14 protein-coding genes are annotated in these 15,432 nt (G+C 37.8%); 9 read left to right on the forward strand and 5 right to left on the reverse strand.

Going from position 1 to position 15,432, the window contains the following annotated elements:
• Positions 1-330 precede the first annotated feature (330 nt).
• Positions 331-2,256 (forward strand): ABC-F family ATP-binding cassette domain-containing protein, encoded by a 1,926-nt coding sequence (locus tag ACFCT9_RS05570; RefSeq protein ID WP_412521436.1) that lies wholly within the window; start codon positions 331-333, stop codon positions 2,254-2,256.
• Positions 2,257-2,423: 167 nt separating this feature from the next.
• On the opposite strand, the gene ACFCT9_RS05575 is transcribed toward ACFCT9_RS05570, so the two are convergent.
• The 5 genes from ACFCT9_RS05575 to tsaE all read right to left on the reverse strand — a co-directional run bounded on the left by ACFCT9_RS05575 (position 2,424) and on the right by tsaE (position 5,422).
• Positions 2,424-2,498: a hypothetical protein gene (locus tag ACFCT9_RS05575; protein ID WP_412521622.1), complete on the reverse strand. Its 75-nt coding sequence runs from the start codon at positions 2,496-2,498 to the stop codon at positions 2,424-2,426.
• Between the two features lie 351 nt (positions 2,499-2,849).
• A complete protein-coding gene (gene tsaD / locus ACFCT9_RS05580; RefSeq protein ID WP_412521437.1) occupies positions 2,850-3,875 on the reverse strand; it encodes a tRNA (adenosine(37)-N6)-threonylcarbamoyltransferase complex transferase subunit TsaD in 1,026 nt (341 codons plus the stop codon).
• A complete protein-coding gene (gene rimI / locus ACFCT9_RS05585) occupies positions 3,875-4,294 on the reverse strand; it encodes a ribosomal protein S18-alanine N-acetyltransferase (protein WP_412521623.1) in 420 nt (139 codons plus the stop codon). Before rimI ends, tsaD begins: the two co-directional genes overlap by 1 nt.
• A 20-nt stretch (positions 4,295-4,314) precedes the next feature.
• Positions 4,315-4,980: a tRNA (adenosine(37)-N6)-threonylcarbamoyltransferase complex dimerization subunit type 1 TsaB gene (gene tsaB / locus ACFCT9_RS05590; RefSeq protein ID WP_412521438.1), complete on the reverse strand. Its 666-nt coding sequence runs from the start codon at positions 4,978-4,980 to the stop codon at positions 4,315-4,317.
• Entirely contained in the window at positions 4,949-5,422 is a 474-nt protein-coding gene (tsaE, locus tag ACFCT9_RS05595) for a tRNA (adenosine(37)-N6)-threonylcarbamoyltransferase complex ATPase subunit type 1 TsaE (RefSeq protein WP_412521439.1), read from the reverse strand. Before tsaE ends, tsaB begins: the two co-directional genes overlap by 32 nt.
• Before the next feature lie 461 nt (positions 5,423-5,883).
• Here tsaE and ilvD point away from each other — a divergent pair, with 461 nt between their 5' ends.
• The 8 genes from ilvD to leuD are packed head-to-tail and all read left to right on the forward strand — an operon-like array spanning position 5,884 to position 15,427.
• Positions 5,884-7,578: a dihydroxy-acid dehydratase gene (gene ilvD / locus ACFCT9_RS05600; RefSeq protein ID WP_412521440.1), complete on the forward strand. Its 1,695-nt coding sequence runs from the start codon at positions 5,884-5,886 to the stop codon at positions 7,576-7,578.
• 21 nt (positions 7,579-7,599) lie between these two features.
• Positions 7,600-9,327: a biosynthetic-type acetolactate synthase large subunit gene (gene ilvB, locus ACFCT9_RS05605; RefSeq protein ID WP_412521624.1), complete on the forward strand. Its 1,728-nt coding sequence runs from the start codon at positions 7,600-7,602 to the stop codon at positions 9,325-9,327.
• On the forward strand, positions 9,324-9,797 hold the full coding sequence (gene ilvN, locus ACFCT9_RS05610; protein WP_412521441.1) for an acetolactate synthase small subunit: 474 nt from the start codon (positions 9,324-9,326) through the stop codon (positions 9,795-9,797). Before ilvB ends, ilvN begins: the two co-directional genes overlap by 4 nt.
• Positions 9,798-9,855: 58 nt before the next feature.
• Positions 9,856-10,860, forward strand: coding sequence for a ketol-acid reductoisomerase (gene ilvC / locus ACFCT9_RS05615; RefSeq protein ID WP_412521442.1), 1,005 nt, complete (start codon positions 9,856-9,858; stop codon positions 10,858-10,860).
• Between the two features lie 25 nt (positions 10,861-10,885).
• Positions 10,886-12,418 carry a 2-isopropylmalate synthase gene (locus ACFCT9_RS05620; protein ID WP_412521443.1) on the forward strand — a complete coding sequence of 511 codons (1,533 nt, stop codon included), beginning with the start codon at positions 10,886-10,888 and terminating at the stop codon, positions 12,416-12,418.
• Positions 12,415-13,455, forward strand: coding sequence for a 3-isopropylmalate dehydrogenase (leuB, locus tag ACFCT9_RS05625; protein ID WP_412521444.1), 1,041 nt, complete (start codon positions 12,415-12,417; stop codon positions 13,453-13,455). The genes ACFCT9_RS05620 and leuB overlap by 4 nt, the downstream gene beginning before the upstream one ends.
• A 15-nt stretch (positions 13,456-13,470) precedes the next feature.
• Complete coding sequence (gene leuC / locus ACFCT9_RS05630) at positions 13,471-14,853, forward strand: 3-isopropylmalate dehydratase large subunit (protein WP_412521445.1); 1,383 nt, start codon at positions 13,471-13,473, stop codon at positions 14,851-14,853.
• Positions 14,846-15,427: a 3-isopropylmalate dehydratase small subunit gene (gene leuD, locus ACFCT9_RS05635; RefSeq protein ID WP_412521446.1), complete on the forward strand. Its 582-nt coding sequence runs from the start codon at positions 14,846-14,848 to the stop codon at positions 15,425-15,427. The genes leuC and leuD overlap by 8 nt, the downstream gene beginning before the upstream one ends.
• The last annotated feature ends 5 nt before the right edge of the window (positions 15,428-15,432 follow it).

Raw genomic sequence — 15,432 nt, forward strand, 5'->3', positions numbered from 1 at the left:
AAAATGGAATGACTGTAATATCAACATTTTAGTGAATACGCTCTTTATTACACTAAAACATCTAAAAAATGGTTTTGAAATTTACACCAAGATATAAACTATTATACGATTAGAATTTTGTTTTGAACACATTTTTTTGTGACAAATCATAATTAATAGTCTGTATTTAATGTGTATTGACACATTTTCTTTATGAAACATTCTATCCATACATTTCGCATGATATGTTAGGAATTCATGGCAATTGCGCTTATAATAGTAACTAAGCGACGCTTTTTTAGGAAGGAGGACTACGAGATATTTTATAGATACATCTCGTATAATATTTGAATGATACTACTACAATTGAACAATGTCTCAAAATCCTTCGACGGTGAAGAAATCTTTAGTGATGTCCACTTTGAAGTGAAGAGTCATGAAAAAATAGGCATTGTCGGCAGAAATGGTGCCGGCAAATCTACATTAATGAAAATTATTGCCGGTTTGGATGGCTATGACAGCGGTAATGTCTCAAAAATTAAAAACTTAAAAGTGGGTTATTTAACCCAACAAATGACATTAGATACTGATCATACTGTATGGGAGGAAATGTCTAAACCCTTTGCGCACCTCAAACAAATGGAACAAGAGATGCAAGCTGAAACTAACTGGCTTGCTGACCATGCTGGTGACTATGAAACAGATGCTTTTAAAGAACATATGGCAAGGTATGAAGCCTTATCAAATCAGTTTGAGCGTTTAGATGGGTATCAGTTTGAAAGTAAGATTAAAACTGTCCTACACGGACTAGATTTTAACGAAGAAGATTTCAATCGTCCAGTTAACGATTTCAGCGGGGGTCAAAAGACACGTTTGTCACTTGCGCAAATGTTGTTAAGTGAACCTGATTTATTATTACTTGATGAACCGACCAACCATTTAGATATGGAAACGACACAATGGCTTGAAGATTACTTAAATTTCTTTAAAGGGGCTATCGTGATTATCAGTCACGACCGCTTCTTCCTTGATAAAACGGTCAACCAAATTTATGACGTTGCACTCGGTGCAGTTCAACATTATGTCGGCAACTATAGTAAATTCATTACCCAACGTGATCAATACTATCAAAAACGCATGCAAGAATACGAACGTCAACAAGCAGAAATTAAACGTCTAGAAACGTTTGTCGAAAAAAATATCACGCGTGCTTCCACAAGCGGTATGGCTAAAAGCCGCAGAAAAGTCTTAGAAAAAATTGAACGCATTGATAAACCGATGCTAGATGCCCGCAGCGCAAATATCCAATTTGACTTTGATCGTAACACAGGCAATGATGTTTACCATATCAGAAACTTAGAAATTGGCTATGCTGAACCTGTGATTTCCCCTATTACAATGGAAATTACTAAAGGTAACCATTTAGCAGTCATTGGCCCAAACGGTATCGGAAAATCTACATTTATTAAAACTGTCGCAGATCGTATACCGAAATTAGGCGGCGAAATTATTCATGGTGCGAATTTACGTGTAGGTTACTATGACCAAAAACAAGCAGAATTCAAATCTAACAAAACGATTTTAGATTATGTATGGGACCAATACCCTACAATGCCTGAAAAAGATGTGCGCGCCGTATTAGGACGCTTCTTGTTTGTACAAGATGATGTTAAAAAAATCATCAATGATTTATCAGGCGGCGAAAAAGCACGCTTACAACTCGCATTATTAATGTTGGAACGTAATAACGTCTTAATTCTAGATGAACCTACCAACCACCTTGATATCGATTCTAAAGAAATGTTAGAACAAGCACTTCAAGATTTTGAAGGCACATTAATCTTTGTATCACATGATCGTTACTTTATTAACCAGCTTGCAAATAAGGTATTTGATATGCAGCCAGATGGCGGTACTGTTTATGCAGGTAATTATCAATACTATTTAGATAAAACAGAAGAGAAAGCAGCAATAGAAGCCAAAAATGAAGCACAACAAGCTGCCCAAATCTCAACAGAAACCCATGCCAATTCATATGAAAATCAAAAAGCGCAACGCAGAGAACAACGTCAATTAGAACGTCAAATTGAAAACTGCGAAGCTGAAATTGATAAATTCGAACAACAGATTGAAATGATAGATGAACAATTAACACAACCTGAAGTCTTTAGCGATCCAGAGAAAGCAGCTCAATTAGCTGAAGAAAAAGAGACTATCGAACAGCAACTCGAACACGTCATGGAAACATGGGAAGAATTACAAGAAAAAATGATATAAACCATAAAGGTTACCGAGGGCTAGAAATGACAACTTCATTTTCAGCCTTCTTTTTTTACAATTCCTTTACAATATTATCAACATTAAAAATCCCTTAACATCAACTATCCACAGAGTTATCCACTTTATCCACAGGTAAAAAGACATCATTTTAACAGCTATTCACATCACTTCCCACAGTTATCCACCCATTTATACACACTTATCCACAAGTTATACACCTTTTGTTGATAAGTACGCATGTTCGCTATTGACAACCTTCCATTTTGTTCTCAATGGCACTGCCCTTCTATTAACGAGAATATATAAATAATTAATATACATAGTGAGGTATTACTTATATGAATAGTTTACTTAACATTTTTTATTTTTAGTCTTAATGTGGCTATTGATTTAACCATTCGTAATATCTTGCTGACAGATTCTACCTTTATGAATGCTTTTGCACTGATACACGTAATGCCATTGAACTTTTACGCTTAATGGATTTTCCAACAGTGGTGTATCAAAATGCTTTAAAAAATACAAAAAAGTAGAGAAGCGAAATGACCGCTTCTCTACTTTTCTCATTTATAAGTATGCGCTTAATTTTATTATTCCACTGAAAATTCTTCTATATCAATGCTGCTCTTACCATTTAAATCTAAGCCAGCATTTAAACCTGTTTTATATAAGTAATGACCTGCTGCACCAATCATTGCGGCATTATCTGTACATAACTTAGGACTCGGAATAGAGAGTTTGATTTGGTGTTCTGCACAAGCTTCTTTTAGTGCTTTACGTAAGCCTTTATTGCTTGCGACACCGCCAGCAACAATCAATTGATTGACTTGATACGTTTCACACGCTTTTATCGCTTTGTGTACTAAGACTTCTACCACACTATTTTGGAAGCTTGCTGCGACATTTGCTGGCACAATTTCTTCGTTTTTTTGTTTTAAGTTATGCAGTTTGTTAATAACAGCACTTTTTAGACCGCTGAAACTGAAGTCGAAGCTATCTGGTTCTAGCCATACACGCGGAAAGTCGTATACATCTTCACCTTCAGCAGCTAGTTGGTCGACTTTTGGTCCGCCGGGATATGGCAAACCTATTGTACGCGCTACTTTATCATAAGCTTCCCCGACCGCATCGTCTCTAGTTTCGCCAATGACTTCGAAGTTTAAATGATCTTTCATATAAACTAATTCCGTATGCCCTCCTGATACAATTAATGCCATTAATGGAAATTCAAAGGGCTCTTCCAAATTATTCGCATAAATATGACCAGCAATATGATGTACTGGAACTAACGGTTTATCATAAGCAAAGGCTAATGCTTTTGCGGCATTAACACCAATTAAAAGCGCACCAATTAATCCAGGACCTTCAGTCACTGCGACCGCATCAATATCTTCCATATCAGTATGTGCCGTTTTTAATGCTTCATCAATCGTTTGTGTAATCCCTTCAACATGATGTCTGCTTGCGACTTCAGGGACTACACCGCCAAAACGTTTGTGACTTTCAATTTGGCTCAGCACAGTATTGCTTAAGATTTCTTTGCCGTTTTTAATCACACTGGCACTTGTTTCATCACAGCTTGATTCTATTGCTAAAATTAATGTATCTTTTTCCATTATAAATCCACCCACATTACGAGTGCATCCTCGCCTTCTCCATAATAGTTTTTGCGTTTGCCGCCATAATTAAATCCTAATGATTCATAGACTCGGCGCGCAACGCTATTTTCAATTCGTACTTCTAAACTCATGACATCACAAGTTTGTCTCGCAAAATTCATCGCATATTCAACAATCAGTTTTCCTAATCCATACCCGCGCATCTTTTCAGTGATCGCAACTGTTGTAATCTGTGCTTGATCAATGACTGTCCACATCCCGATATAACCGATAATCTTTTGCTGATATTCCATCACAAAGTAACGCGCAAACTGGTTACGTTCGACTTCATGATAAAAAGCATCAATCGTCCAAGAACTATCATTAAAACACATGCGTTCTAAATCAAACACTTGAGGAACATCTTCTAATGTCATTAATCGTATATTCAAACCCTCTATTTCTGTTGTGTTTTTAACCAATTGCGTTCTGCCTCAGAAAGTTTAAGATAATCTGGTTTAAAGGTATGGATGTTTTCAGGTTGTGTAATTAATGCTTGCATCACACTTGCCTTAGGAAGTTGATAAATAATAGGTCCGTTTAATAATTCAGTTATGTTTTCGATATGATGACCTACAAAAATGTGTGCCTGTGTTTGCGCTGTTAGATAGTCATTTAACTCTGAAATTAACATATATTGGTCTTCTAATACATTGACGAGTTGACCATCTTGATATTGATACACACCTGTATAGACCGCTTCTCTTCTAGCATCAAATACTGGAACAATCAATTGTTCAGACTGCGTATCAGGCAATGTTGCGGCTAATGCCTTTAAGGAAGAAACACCATATAACTCAGTATTTAATGCATAAGCTAAAGTCTTAGCAGTGGTTACCCCGATTCTTAAACCTGTATAAGAACCTGGTCCTTTCGCGACAACAATCGCCTCAATTTCCTTTTTGTTTAAACCCGCTTCTTCAATTATCTTTTGAATTGCCGGCATCAGTTGAACAGAATGATTACGCTTAATATTCGTCGTATGTTCTACTAATATATTGTTATCTTGCATGACTGCAAGTGACATAGGCTTATTGGATGTATCCAGCAGCAAGTAAATCACGTGTCACGTCCTCCTTCAATTGTGCATAGTGTGCACCGTTTGCTTCTATAGTAACTGTTCTTTTATTTTCATCTATAGCAGTCAAATTAATTGTTAAATGATCATCTGGCAATAAATCTTGAATAAATGTACTCCATTCAATAACGGTTACAGCATGATCTTCAAAATATTCATCAAACCCTAAGTCTTCATCAGAATCTTCTAAGCGATAGCAATCCATATGATGAAACTTCATGTTAGTTCCTTTATAGGATTTAATAATATTGAACGTCGGAGAGTTAATCGTACGTTTCACGCCTAAATGTTTACCGATAAATTGACTTAAAGTTGTCTTACCTGCACCTAGATTACCATTCAGTAAAATTAAATCTTTAGGTTGTAAATGCTTTGTCAGTATTTCAGCAAATTGATTCATTTGATCAATATTGTTGATTGTTATCATGTTCAAATCTCCTATTTTCTATTCTGTTTGTGTACAGAAATTTCGTCTTCTATATTGTAACATGGCATGCAATAGCTTTTGACTATAATGTTTGTTTGCTATTAAATTGAAATATGTCATGTTTTACAAACGCTTACATGTATTAATTTAAAAAATTTTCTGAAATCGTGTTGACATCCTTTTGGACATGTAGTAAATTAAGTTTATCAAATTTTTAGACAATTCAAATTTATTCATAAAACCATTCGAAAGGAGCAAATTGAAATGACTAACAGAACACAAGCAAATACTCAACCGACAACAACAAATATTTTAGTCATTTTATTAATTTGCTAGGACTCGAACTTTAGTAAGCACCACTACTAAATGTTTAAGTCCTATTTCCGATTGAATGGGACTTCCATTGACGTCCCAATAATTATTGGGACGTTTTTTTATTTGAATCTTCGGGGGGAATTATATTGAGAAGCGACACTATCAAAAAAGGAGACCAACAGGCTCCGGCCAGAAGTTTACTCCATGCCACAGGACAAATCAAAGATCCAACAGATATGAACAAACCATTCGTAGCTATCTGTAACTCTTACATCGATATCGTTCCAGGACATGTTCATTTAAGAGAATTAGCCGATATTGCTAAAGAAGCGATTCGTGAAGCAGGCGCCATTCCATTTGAATTCAATACAATCGGTGTTGATGATGGTATTGCGATGGGACACATTGGTATGCGTTATTCATTACCATCACGGGAAATTATTGCAGATGCTGCTGAAACAGTTATCAATGCGCACTGGTTTGACGGTGTGTTCTACATTCCAAACTGTGACAAAATCACACCAGGGATGTTGATGGCAGCTGTAAGAACAAACGTACCTGCTATCTTCTGTTCAGGTGGTCCGATGAAAGCTGGTTTATCTGCAACAGGTAAAGCTTTAACCCTTTCATCTATGTTTGAAGCAGTCGGTGCCTTTAAAGGCGGTTCAATGAGTAAAGAAGAATTCTTAGACATGGAACAAAATGCCTGCCCTACTTGCGGATCTTGTGCAGGAATGTTCACAGCAAACTCAATGAACTGTTTAATGGAAGTTTTAGGACTAGCACTTCCATATAATGGTACAGCATTAGCGGTATCTGACCAACGTCGAGAAATGATTAGACAAGCCGCTTTCCAATTAGTAGAAAATATTAAAAACGATTTGAAACCACGTGATATCGTGACTAAAGAAGCCTTAGATGATGCTTTCGCACTAGATATGGCGATGGGCGGTTCAACAAATACTGTCCTTCATACACTTGCAATTGCGAATGAAGCAGATGTTGATTATGACTTAAGCCGTATCAATGAAATTGCGAAACGCACACCTTACCTATCTAAAATTGCACCAAGTTCTTCTTATTCTATGCATGATGTTCATGAAGCCGGCGGTGTTCCAGCCATCATCAATGAATTGATGAAAAAAGAAGGTACATTACATCCAGACAGAATTACTGTTACAGGTAAAACACTTCGTGAAAACAACCAAGGCAAAGAAATTAAAAATACAGATGTTATCCATCCACTCGATCAACCGTATGATAAAGAAGGCGGACTTTCAATCTTATATGGTAACTTAGCTCCAAATGGCGCAGTTATCAAAGTCGGCGGTGTTGATCCAGAAATCAAAGTGTTTAAAGGAAAAGCGATTTGCTTTGACTCACATGATGAAGCCGTTGAAGCCATCGACAATCACACCGTTCGTGAAGGCCACGTTGTTGTCATCCGATATGAAGGCCCTAAAGGCGGACCAGGCATGCCGGAAATGTTAGCCCCTACTTCATCTATCGTAGGACGCGGCTTAGGTAAAGATGTCGCATTAATCACTGACGGAAGATTCTCAGGTGCTACAAGAGGTATCGCAGTCGGCCACATCTCACCGGAAGCAGCCTCTGGCGGTCCTATCGGATTAATCCGTGATGGTGATGAAATCGTTATTGATTTAACAAACAGAACATTAGATGTTGATGTTTCAGAAGAAGAATTGAACAAACGTAAAACAGAAGTGAAACCATTTAAAGCTAAAGTAAAAACTGGTTACTTAGCACGTTATACAGCTCTTGTTACAAGCGCAAATACAGGCGGAGTTATGAGAGTACCAGAATATTTAATTGAGGAGTGATGCTTTATGTCTTACCCACAAATGACTAAACATAATAAAGAAGCCAATAGTACACAAGCAGCCACGAAAACGAGTAGAAGTGGTTCGGAATTGCTAGTAGAAGCACTGCTAAAAGAAGGCACAGAGTTGCTTTTCGGTTATCCTGGAGGTGCCGTACTTCCGCTCTACGATACATTTTATGATGGTAAAATCAAACATATCCTAGCACGACACGAACAAGGTGCTGTACATGCTGCCGAAGGTTATGCCAGAGTTTCTGGCAAACCTGGCGTAGTTGTTGTAACTAGCGGTCCTGGCGCAACAAATGTTATCACAGGTATTGCAGATGCCTACAGTGACTCATTACCGCTAGTTGTATTTACAGGCCAAGTAGCAACACCAGGTATTGGTAAAGATGCTTTCCAAGAAGCAGACTTGTTATCAATGACAACACCTATTACTAAACATAACTTCCAAGTTAAACATCCAGATGAAATTCCTGAAGTTGTACATCAAGCATTCCACATTGCAAACACAGGACGTAAAGGTCCAGTTGTAATCGACTTCCCAAAAGATGTTGGTATCTTGCAATCTGATGTTGATGTTTGCGAAAATCTTGATTTACCAGGCTATCGTTTAGCTGATGCTCCGAATCCTCAAGATGTACAAACAGTACTAGAGTGGTTGAAAGAAGCCAAAAAGCCAGTCATCTTAGCTGGTGCAGGCGTAAGACATTCGCAATCAGGTCAGCTATTAACTGCATTTGCTGAACGTCATCAAATCCCAGTTGTTACATCATTGCACGGGTTAGGCACAGTGCCATACAGCAATCCCCTATTCTTAGGTATGGGTGGTATGCATGGATCATACGCAAGTAACATGGCATTACATGAATGTGACTTGTTAATTAACTTTGGCAGCCGCTTCGATGACCGTCTTGCGAGTAACCCAGAAGAATTTGCGAAAAACGCTAAAGTGGTTCATGTAGACATCGACCCTTCTGAAATCAATAAAATCATCAAAACAGACTTGGGCGTAGTTGCTGATTGTAAATTAGTACTTGAAGCATTACTTACAGAAACAAACACTTATGACCAACATAAAGATTGGGTGGATTATTGTTTGAATAATCAGAAAAACCATCCATTCGCTTATACAGATGAAGAAGCGGACGTATTTATCAAACCCCAACAAGCGATTGAATATATCGGTAAAATCACAGACGGCGAAGCGGTCGTAACGACAGATGTAGGTCAACACCAAATGTGGGCTGCTCAATTCTATCCATTCAAACATGATAACCAATTAGTAACAAGCGGCGGTCTTGGTACTATGGGATTCGGTATCCCTTCTGCTATCGGTGCTAAATTAGCCGAACCAGATAAAACAGTTGTTTGTTTCGTTGGAGACGGCGGTTTCCAAATGACAAACCAAGAAATGGCGATTTTAAATGAGTATGGTCTAGATATCAAAATCGTTTTAATCAATAATGGGACATTAGGTATGGTTAAACAATGGCAAGATAAATTCTTTAAACAACGTTTCTCTCATTCCGTATTTAATGGCCAACCAGATTTCCAAAAATTATCTGAAGCTTATGGTGTGAAAGCATTCTTAGTAGAAGATCCTGAAACGCTTGAAGCAGATTTAGATGCAGCATTTGCGCATAACGGCCCTGCTTTAATCGAAGTGAGAATCTCACCTAAAGAACCTGTTTTACCAATGATTCCAAGCGGTAAAGCAAACAACGAAATGGAGGGTGTCCTATGAGATATACATTCAAAACAAAAGTTTTAGATAAATCTGGTACATTAAATCGACTGACAAGCACCTTTTTACGTCGTCAGTTTAACATCGTAACACTTTGTGTTACACCAAGTATTCAACCTGGTATTTCTGATATGACATTCGTAGCTGAGTTAGATGAAGCTTCAAAAGTACAATCACTCATGCTTCATTTAGAAAAACAAATCAATGTATTATCTGTAGAAGATATCACAAATAATAACGTCTACAGTGTGGAGTTATTACTTGCTAAAATTGCAACACCTGCAGATAGCACTGAATTAGATAATTTGATCAATCACAGTGATGCGCTAGTTTCAGTTTTAAAAGAAGAAGATGGTCATACCTACTTACAAGCATCGGGAACACAACAAGCATTAGACGATGTATTGCAGGCACTATCATCACAACAGATTGAACAAGTTTCTAGAACAGGAACTGCAGCATTATTATAATTTGAATTTTCACAATGTTGAGAATTTAAAATAAAACAAATTTTTGGAGGAATTTATTATGACAACAGTTTATTATGACGAATCAGTGAAAAAAGACGCTTTAGAAGGTAAAAAAATCGCAGTATTAGGCTATGGTTCTCAAGGTCATGCACATGCTAAAAACCTTAAAGACAACGGCTATGACGTTATAATCGGTATCCGCCCTGGACATTCTTTCGACAGAGCTAAAAAAGATGGCTTCGATGTATATCCAGTTGGAGAAGCAGTAAAACAAGCAGACGTAGTAATGGTATTATTACCAGACGAAATCCAAGGTAAAGTATACGACGAAGAAATCGCTCCTAACTTAGAAGCTGGTAATGCTTTAGCATTTGCACATGGTTTCAACATCCACTTCGATGTAATCAAACCACCAAGTGACGTAGATGTATTCTTAGTAGCTCCAAAAGGTCCTGGACACCTTGTAAGACGTACTTTCACTGAAGGCAGCTCAGTTCCTGCATTATTCGGTGTAGGCCAAGATGCAACTGGTAACGCTTTTGACATCGCATTAAGCTATGCAAAAGGTATCGGCGCAACTAAAGCTGGTGTCATTGAAACTACATTCAAAGAAGAAACTGAAACAGACTTATTCGGTGAACAAGCAGTACTTTGCGGTGGTGTTACGCAATTAATTCAAAACGGTTTCGAAACATTAGTAGAAGCTGGTTACCAACCAGAACTTGCTTACTTCGAAGTATTACATGAAATGAAATTGATCGCTGACTTAATGTACGAAGGCGGTATGGAAACTATGCGTTATTCAATTTCAAACACTGCTGAATATGGTGACTATGTTTCAGGTCCACGTGTTATCACACCAGAAGTAAAAGAAAACATGAAAGCTGTATTAACTGATATCCAAAATGGTACATTCGCTAACAACTTCATCAAAGATAATGAAAATGGATTCAAAGAATTCTACAAACTACGTAAAGCAGCTCAAGGTCATCAAATCCAAGAAGTTGGTAAAAAACTTCGTGAAATGATGCCTTTCGTTGAAAATAAAACTATTGAAGAATAATACTAAATCAGGAGGTTGATTATTTATGAGTCATATTCAAATTTTTGATACAACACTAAGAGACGGTGAACAAACGCCCGGAGTCAGTTTTTCCTTCGATGAAAGATTGACGATCGCAAAGCAACTTGAAAAATGGGGTGTCGATGTTATTGAGGCAGGCTTCCCTGCTTCCAGTGAAGGTAGTTTTAAATCTGTTCAAGCGATTTCCCAAGCTTTAACAAAAACTGCTGTAGTAGGCTTAGCGAGATGTAAAAAAAGCGACATCGATGCTGTGTACGAAGCAACTAAAGAAGCTAAATATCCGCAATTACATGTCTTTATCGCTACTAGCCCTATTCACTTAGAGCATAAATTGAAAATGACTCAAGAAAAAGTGCTAGAGCAAATTACTGAAAATGTTGCTTATGGCAAATCTTTATTCGATGTTGTACAATTCTCACCCGAAGATGCAACACGTACTGATTTAGATTTCTTAATCAAAAGTGTTCAAACAGCTGTAGATGCAGGTGCAACAATTATCAACATTCCTGATACAGTAGGTTATAGTTATCCAACTGAATTTGGAAATATCTTCAAAGTATTGCTTGAAAATGTCAAATCCGATAAAGAAATCATCTATAGTGCACACTGTCACGATGACCTTGGTTTAGCTGTAGCTAACAGTATGGCAGCCATCGAAAATGGTGCAAAACGTGTAGAAGGTACAATTAACGGTATCGGTGAACGTGCTGGTAATACAGCACTTGAAGAAGTAGCACTTGGTTTATATGTTCGTAAAGATCATTATGGTATTGAAACAAAACTTGAACTTGGCCGTACAAAAGAAACATCTGATTTAATTTCTCGTTTCGCTGGTATTCCTGTACCTCGTAACAAAGCAGTTATCGGTCAAAATGCATTCAGTCATGAATCAGGTATCCACCAAGACGGCTTCTTGAAACATCGTGAAACTTACGAAATCATGACGCCTCAATTAGTTGGTATCAAAACTTCTGAATTACCACTTGGTAAATTGTCTGGTAAACATGCTTTCGCAGAAAAGTTAAAACAACTTGGCTACGAAATCAGTCCAGAAAAACAAGTTGAATTGTTCAAACAGTTCAAATCTATTGCCGATAAAAAGAAAAATGTTTCTGACTATGATGTACATGCCCTTGTTCAAGGTCATTACCATGAAACAAATGCTGCTTATCATGTTGAAAATCTTCAACTTCAATTTGTGGCTGAAGGTGTTCAAAGCGCAGTTGTGCAACTTCGTGACAACGATGGCAAAGAATATCAATCAGCAGCAACAGGCACAGGTTCTATCCTTGCAGTATATAATGCAGTAGACTTGATCTTCGATGCTGATTCTGAATTGTTGAATTATCAAATTTCTTCAGTTACTGAAGGTTCAGATGCACAAGCACAAGTTAATGTAGAGCTTAGCATCGATGGACGTTCTTACTATGGTATCGGTATTGACCATGACGTATTGCTTGCTTCATGTAAAGCTTATGTGGAAGCTTATTCTAATCATATTGCTGAAGCATCAGTTAATGATGAGGTGAACGCATGAGTTATAAAATCACTGCCCTTCCAGGCGATGGTATCGGTCCAGAAATATTAGAAGGTACTTTGAAAATATTAGAAAAATTAAGTCGTAAATATAACATTAATTATGAATTAGAAACATATGATTTTGGAGGGGCCGCTATAGACAACTATGGCGACCCGCTTCCATCATCTACACTTGAAGCTTGTAAACAATCTGATGCGATTCTTTTAGGCGCAATCGGCGGTCCTAAATGGACAAATAGCCCAAAACGTCCTGAAGCTGGCTTACTTGCTTTAAGAAAGAATTTAGAGCTCTTCGCAAACATCCGCCCTACTGCTGTTGTAGAGGGTGCAAGCGAATTTTCACCACTGAAAGCTGAACGTGTACAAGGTACGGATTTAGTGATTGTAAGAGAATTGACTGGCGGTTTATACTTCGGTGAACCGAAAGAACTAGCCGACGATCATGCAATTGATTCCTTAACCTATACAAAAGCTGAAATTGAACGTATCGCGCATGCAGCATTTAAACTTGCACAAGCAAGACGTAAGAAATTGACATCCGTGGATAAAGAAAATGTTTTAGCCTCAAGTAAATTATGGCGCAAAACGGTTGATGAAGTTGCTGCTTCATACCCTGATGTAGAAGTTGAACATTTATTGGTTGATGCATGCAGCATGCACTTAATTACACGTCCAACACAGTTTGACGTGATTGTTACTGAAAACTTATTCGGTGATATTTTAAGTGATGAAGCCTCTGTGATTCCAGGTTCATTAGGTGTTTCCCCTTCTGTCAGCTATGGACAAAAAGGAACAAAATTATATGAACCTATTCATGGTTCTGCACCTGATATTGCTGGCCAAGATATTGCGAACCCAACAGGTATGATTCTTTCATTAGCAATGTGTTTCAGAGAAACTTTTAATCAAGTCGAAGCAGCAGAAGAATTAGAAACAGTTGTTTATGGTTTACTGAAAGATGGCTTTACAACTCCGGATTTAGGCGGTAAAGCACATACATCAGAAATCTTTGATAAAATTTTAGAAAAACTTTAAAGGATGGTGATTGAAATGGGACAAACTTTGTTCGATAAAATATGGAATAGACATGTTCTCACAGGAAATGCAGGTGAACCGCAATTATTATACATTGACTTGCATCTTATCCATGAAGTCACATCACCTCAAGCCTTTGAAGGATTAAGAATTCAACATAGACCTTTGAGACGTCCTGATTTAACGTTTGCGACAATTGATCATAATGTACCGACACAAGATATTTTCAACATCAAAGATGAAATTGCGGCTACACAAATCAAGACACTTCAAAAGAACTGTGAAGAGTTTGGTGTTCGACTATTTGATAATGGTACTGAAGAACAAGGTATCGTACATATGGTTGGACCTGAAATGGGGTTAACGCAACCTGGTAAAACCATTGTTTGCGGTGACTCTCATACAGCAACACACGGTGCTTTCGGTGCTATCGCATTCGGTATCGGCACAAGTGAAGTAGAACATGTATTTGCGACACAAACCCTATGGCAAACTAAACCGAAGAATCTCTTAATTGATATTAATGGGGAACTGCCTAAAGGTGTCTATGCGAAAGATATTATTCTACATTTGATCAATCAATACGGTGTAGATTTCGGTACAGGTTATGCACTTGAATTTGCGGGATCTACCATTCGCAACCTATCTATGGATGCGCGTATGACAATTTGTAATATGGCGATTGAAGCCGGCGCAAAATATGGCTTAGTTGAACCAGATGAAACAACACTTGAATATGTCAAAGGTCGTCCTTACGCGAATATTGATGAAGCCACAGCCGCATATTGGCAAACACTTTATTCAGATAAGGATGCACAATTTGATCGTGTGATTGAGTTAGATGTGACAGACTTAGAACCTCAAGTCACTTGGGGTACAAGTCCAGAAATGGGTGTAAGTTTCAACACACCTTTCCCAGAAATTCAAAACATTAACGATGAGCGTGCTTATCACTATATGGATTTAAAACCAGGTGATAAAGCAGAAGACATTGAACTTGGCTATGTATTCTTAGGTTCATGTACAAATGCGCGTCTTTCAGACTTACAGGAAGCAAGTAAGTTTGTGAAAGGACATAAAGTACATCCGAATATTACCGCAATTGTCGTACCTGGTTCTAGAAGTGTAAAACACCAAGCTGAAGCATTAGGCCTTGATAAAATCTTTAAAGATGCAGGCTTTGAATGGCGTGAACCTGGTTGCTCAATGTGTCTCGGTATGAACCCTGACCAAGTACCAGCGGGTGTCCACTGTGCTTCTACCAGCAACCGTAACTTTGAAGGTCGTCAAGGTAAAGGCGCAAGAACACATCTTGTATCCCCTGCTATGGCAGCAGCTGCTGCGATTGAAGGACGCTTCGTAGATGTCAGAAAATGGGAGGCGCTTGAACATGCTTAAAATCGAACCAATTACGCAATATACTGGTAAAACCGCTATTTTATTCCATGATAATATTGATACCGATCAAATCATCCCGAAAGTTCATCTTAAAGGTGTTTCAAAAACAGGACTTGGTCCCTATGCCTTTGATGAATGGCGTTACTTAGAAGACGGTTCTGATAATCCTGATTTTGAATTGAACCAACCGCAATATAAAGGAGCTTCAATTCTTATTACAGGTGATAACTTTGGTTGCGGCTCTAGTCGTGAACATGCGGCTTGGGCATTGAAAGATTACGGCATTAACATTATTATTGCTGGCAGTTTCAGTGATATCTTCTATATGAACTGCACAAAAAATGCATTATTGCCGATTGCTTTAGGAAAAGAAGATCGTGAGTTCCTTGCGAACTATAAAGAACTCGAAATCGACCTTCCGAACCAGGTGATTAAAACACCTGACCGTGAATTACATTTTGATATTGATTCAACTTGGAAGAACAAACTTGTTCAAGGACTAGATGATATTGCTATCACATTGGCGTATGAAGACCAAATTGAACAATATGAACAGAAATACCAACATAATTAAGGAGT

It is taken from the genome of Staphylococcus simulans (assembly GCF_047037175.1).
In the GTDB taxonomy this organism is placed as follows: Bacteria; Bacillota; Bacilli; order Staphylococcales; family Staphylococcaceae; genus Staphylococcus; species Staphylococcus simulans_C.

Excerpts from the sequence above, each read along its gene's own strand:
- ACFCT9_RS05570 (WP_412521436.1), top strand. The coding sequence starts at position 331 with ATGATACTACTACAATTGAACAATGTCTCAAAATCCTTCGACGGTGAA.
- tsaD (WP_412521437.1), bottom strand. The coding sequence starts at position 3,875 with ATGGAAAAAGATACATTAATTTTAGCAATAGAATCAAGCTGTGATGAA.
- rimI (WP_412521623.1), bottom strand. The coding sequence starts at position 4,294 with ATGACATTAGAAGATGTTCCTCAAGTGTTTGATTTAGAACGCATGTGT.
- tsaE (WP_412521439.1), bottom strand. The coding sequence starts at position 5,422 with ATGATAACAATCAACAATATTGATCAAATGAATCAATTTGCTGAAATA.
- ilvB (WP_412521624.1), top strand. The coding sequence starts at position 7,600 with ATGACTAAACATAATAAAGAAGCCAATAGTACACAAGCAGCCACGAAA.
- ilvN (WP_412521441.1), top strand. The coding sequence starts at position 9,324 with ATGAGATATACATTCAAAACAAAAGTTTTAGATAAATCTGGTACATTA.
- ilvC (WP_412521442.1), top strand. The coding sequence starts at position 9,856 with ATGACAACAGTTTATTATGACGAATCAGTGAAAAAAGACGCTTTAGAA.
- ACFCT9_RS05620 (WP_412521443.1), top strand. The coding sequence starts at position 10,886 with ATGAGTCATATTCAAATTTTTGATACAACACTAAGAGACGGTGAACAA.
- leuB (WP_412521444.1), top strand. The coding sequence starts at position 12,415 with ATGAGTTATAAAATCACTGCCCTTCCAGGCGATGGTATCGGTCCAGAA.
- leuC (WP_412521445.1), top strand. The coding sequence starts at position 13,471 with ATGGGACAAACTTTGTTCGATAAAATATGGAATAGACATGTTCTCACA.
- leuD (WP_412521446.1), top strand. The coding sequence starts at position 14,846 with ATGCTTAAAATCGAACCAATTACGCAATATACTGGTAAAACCGCTATT.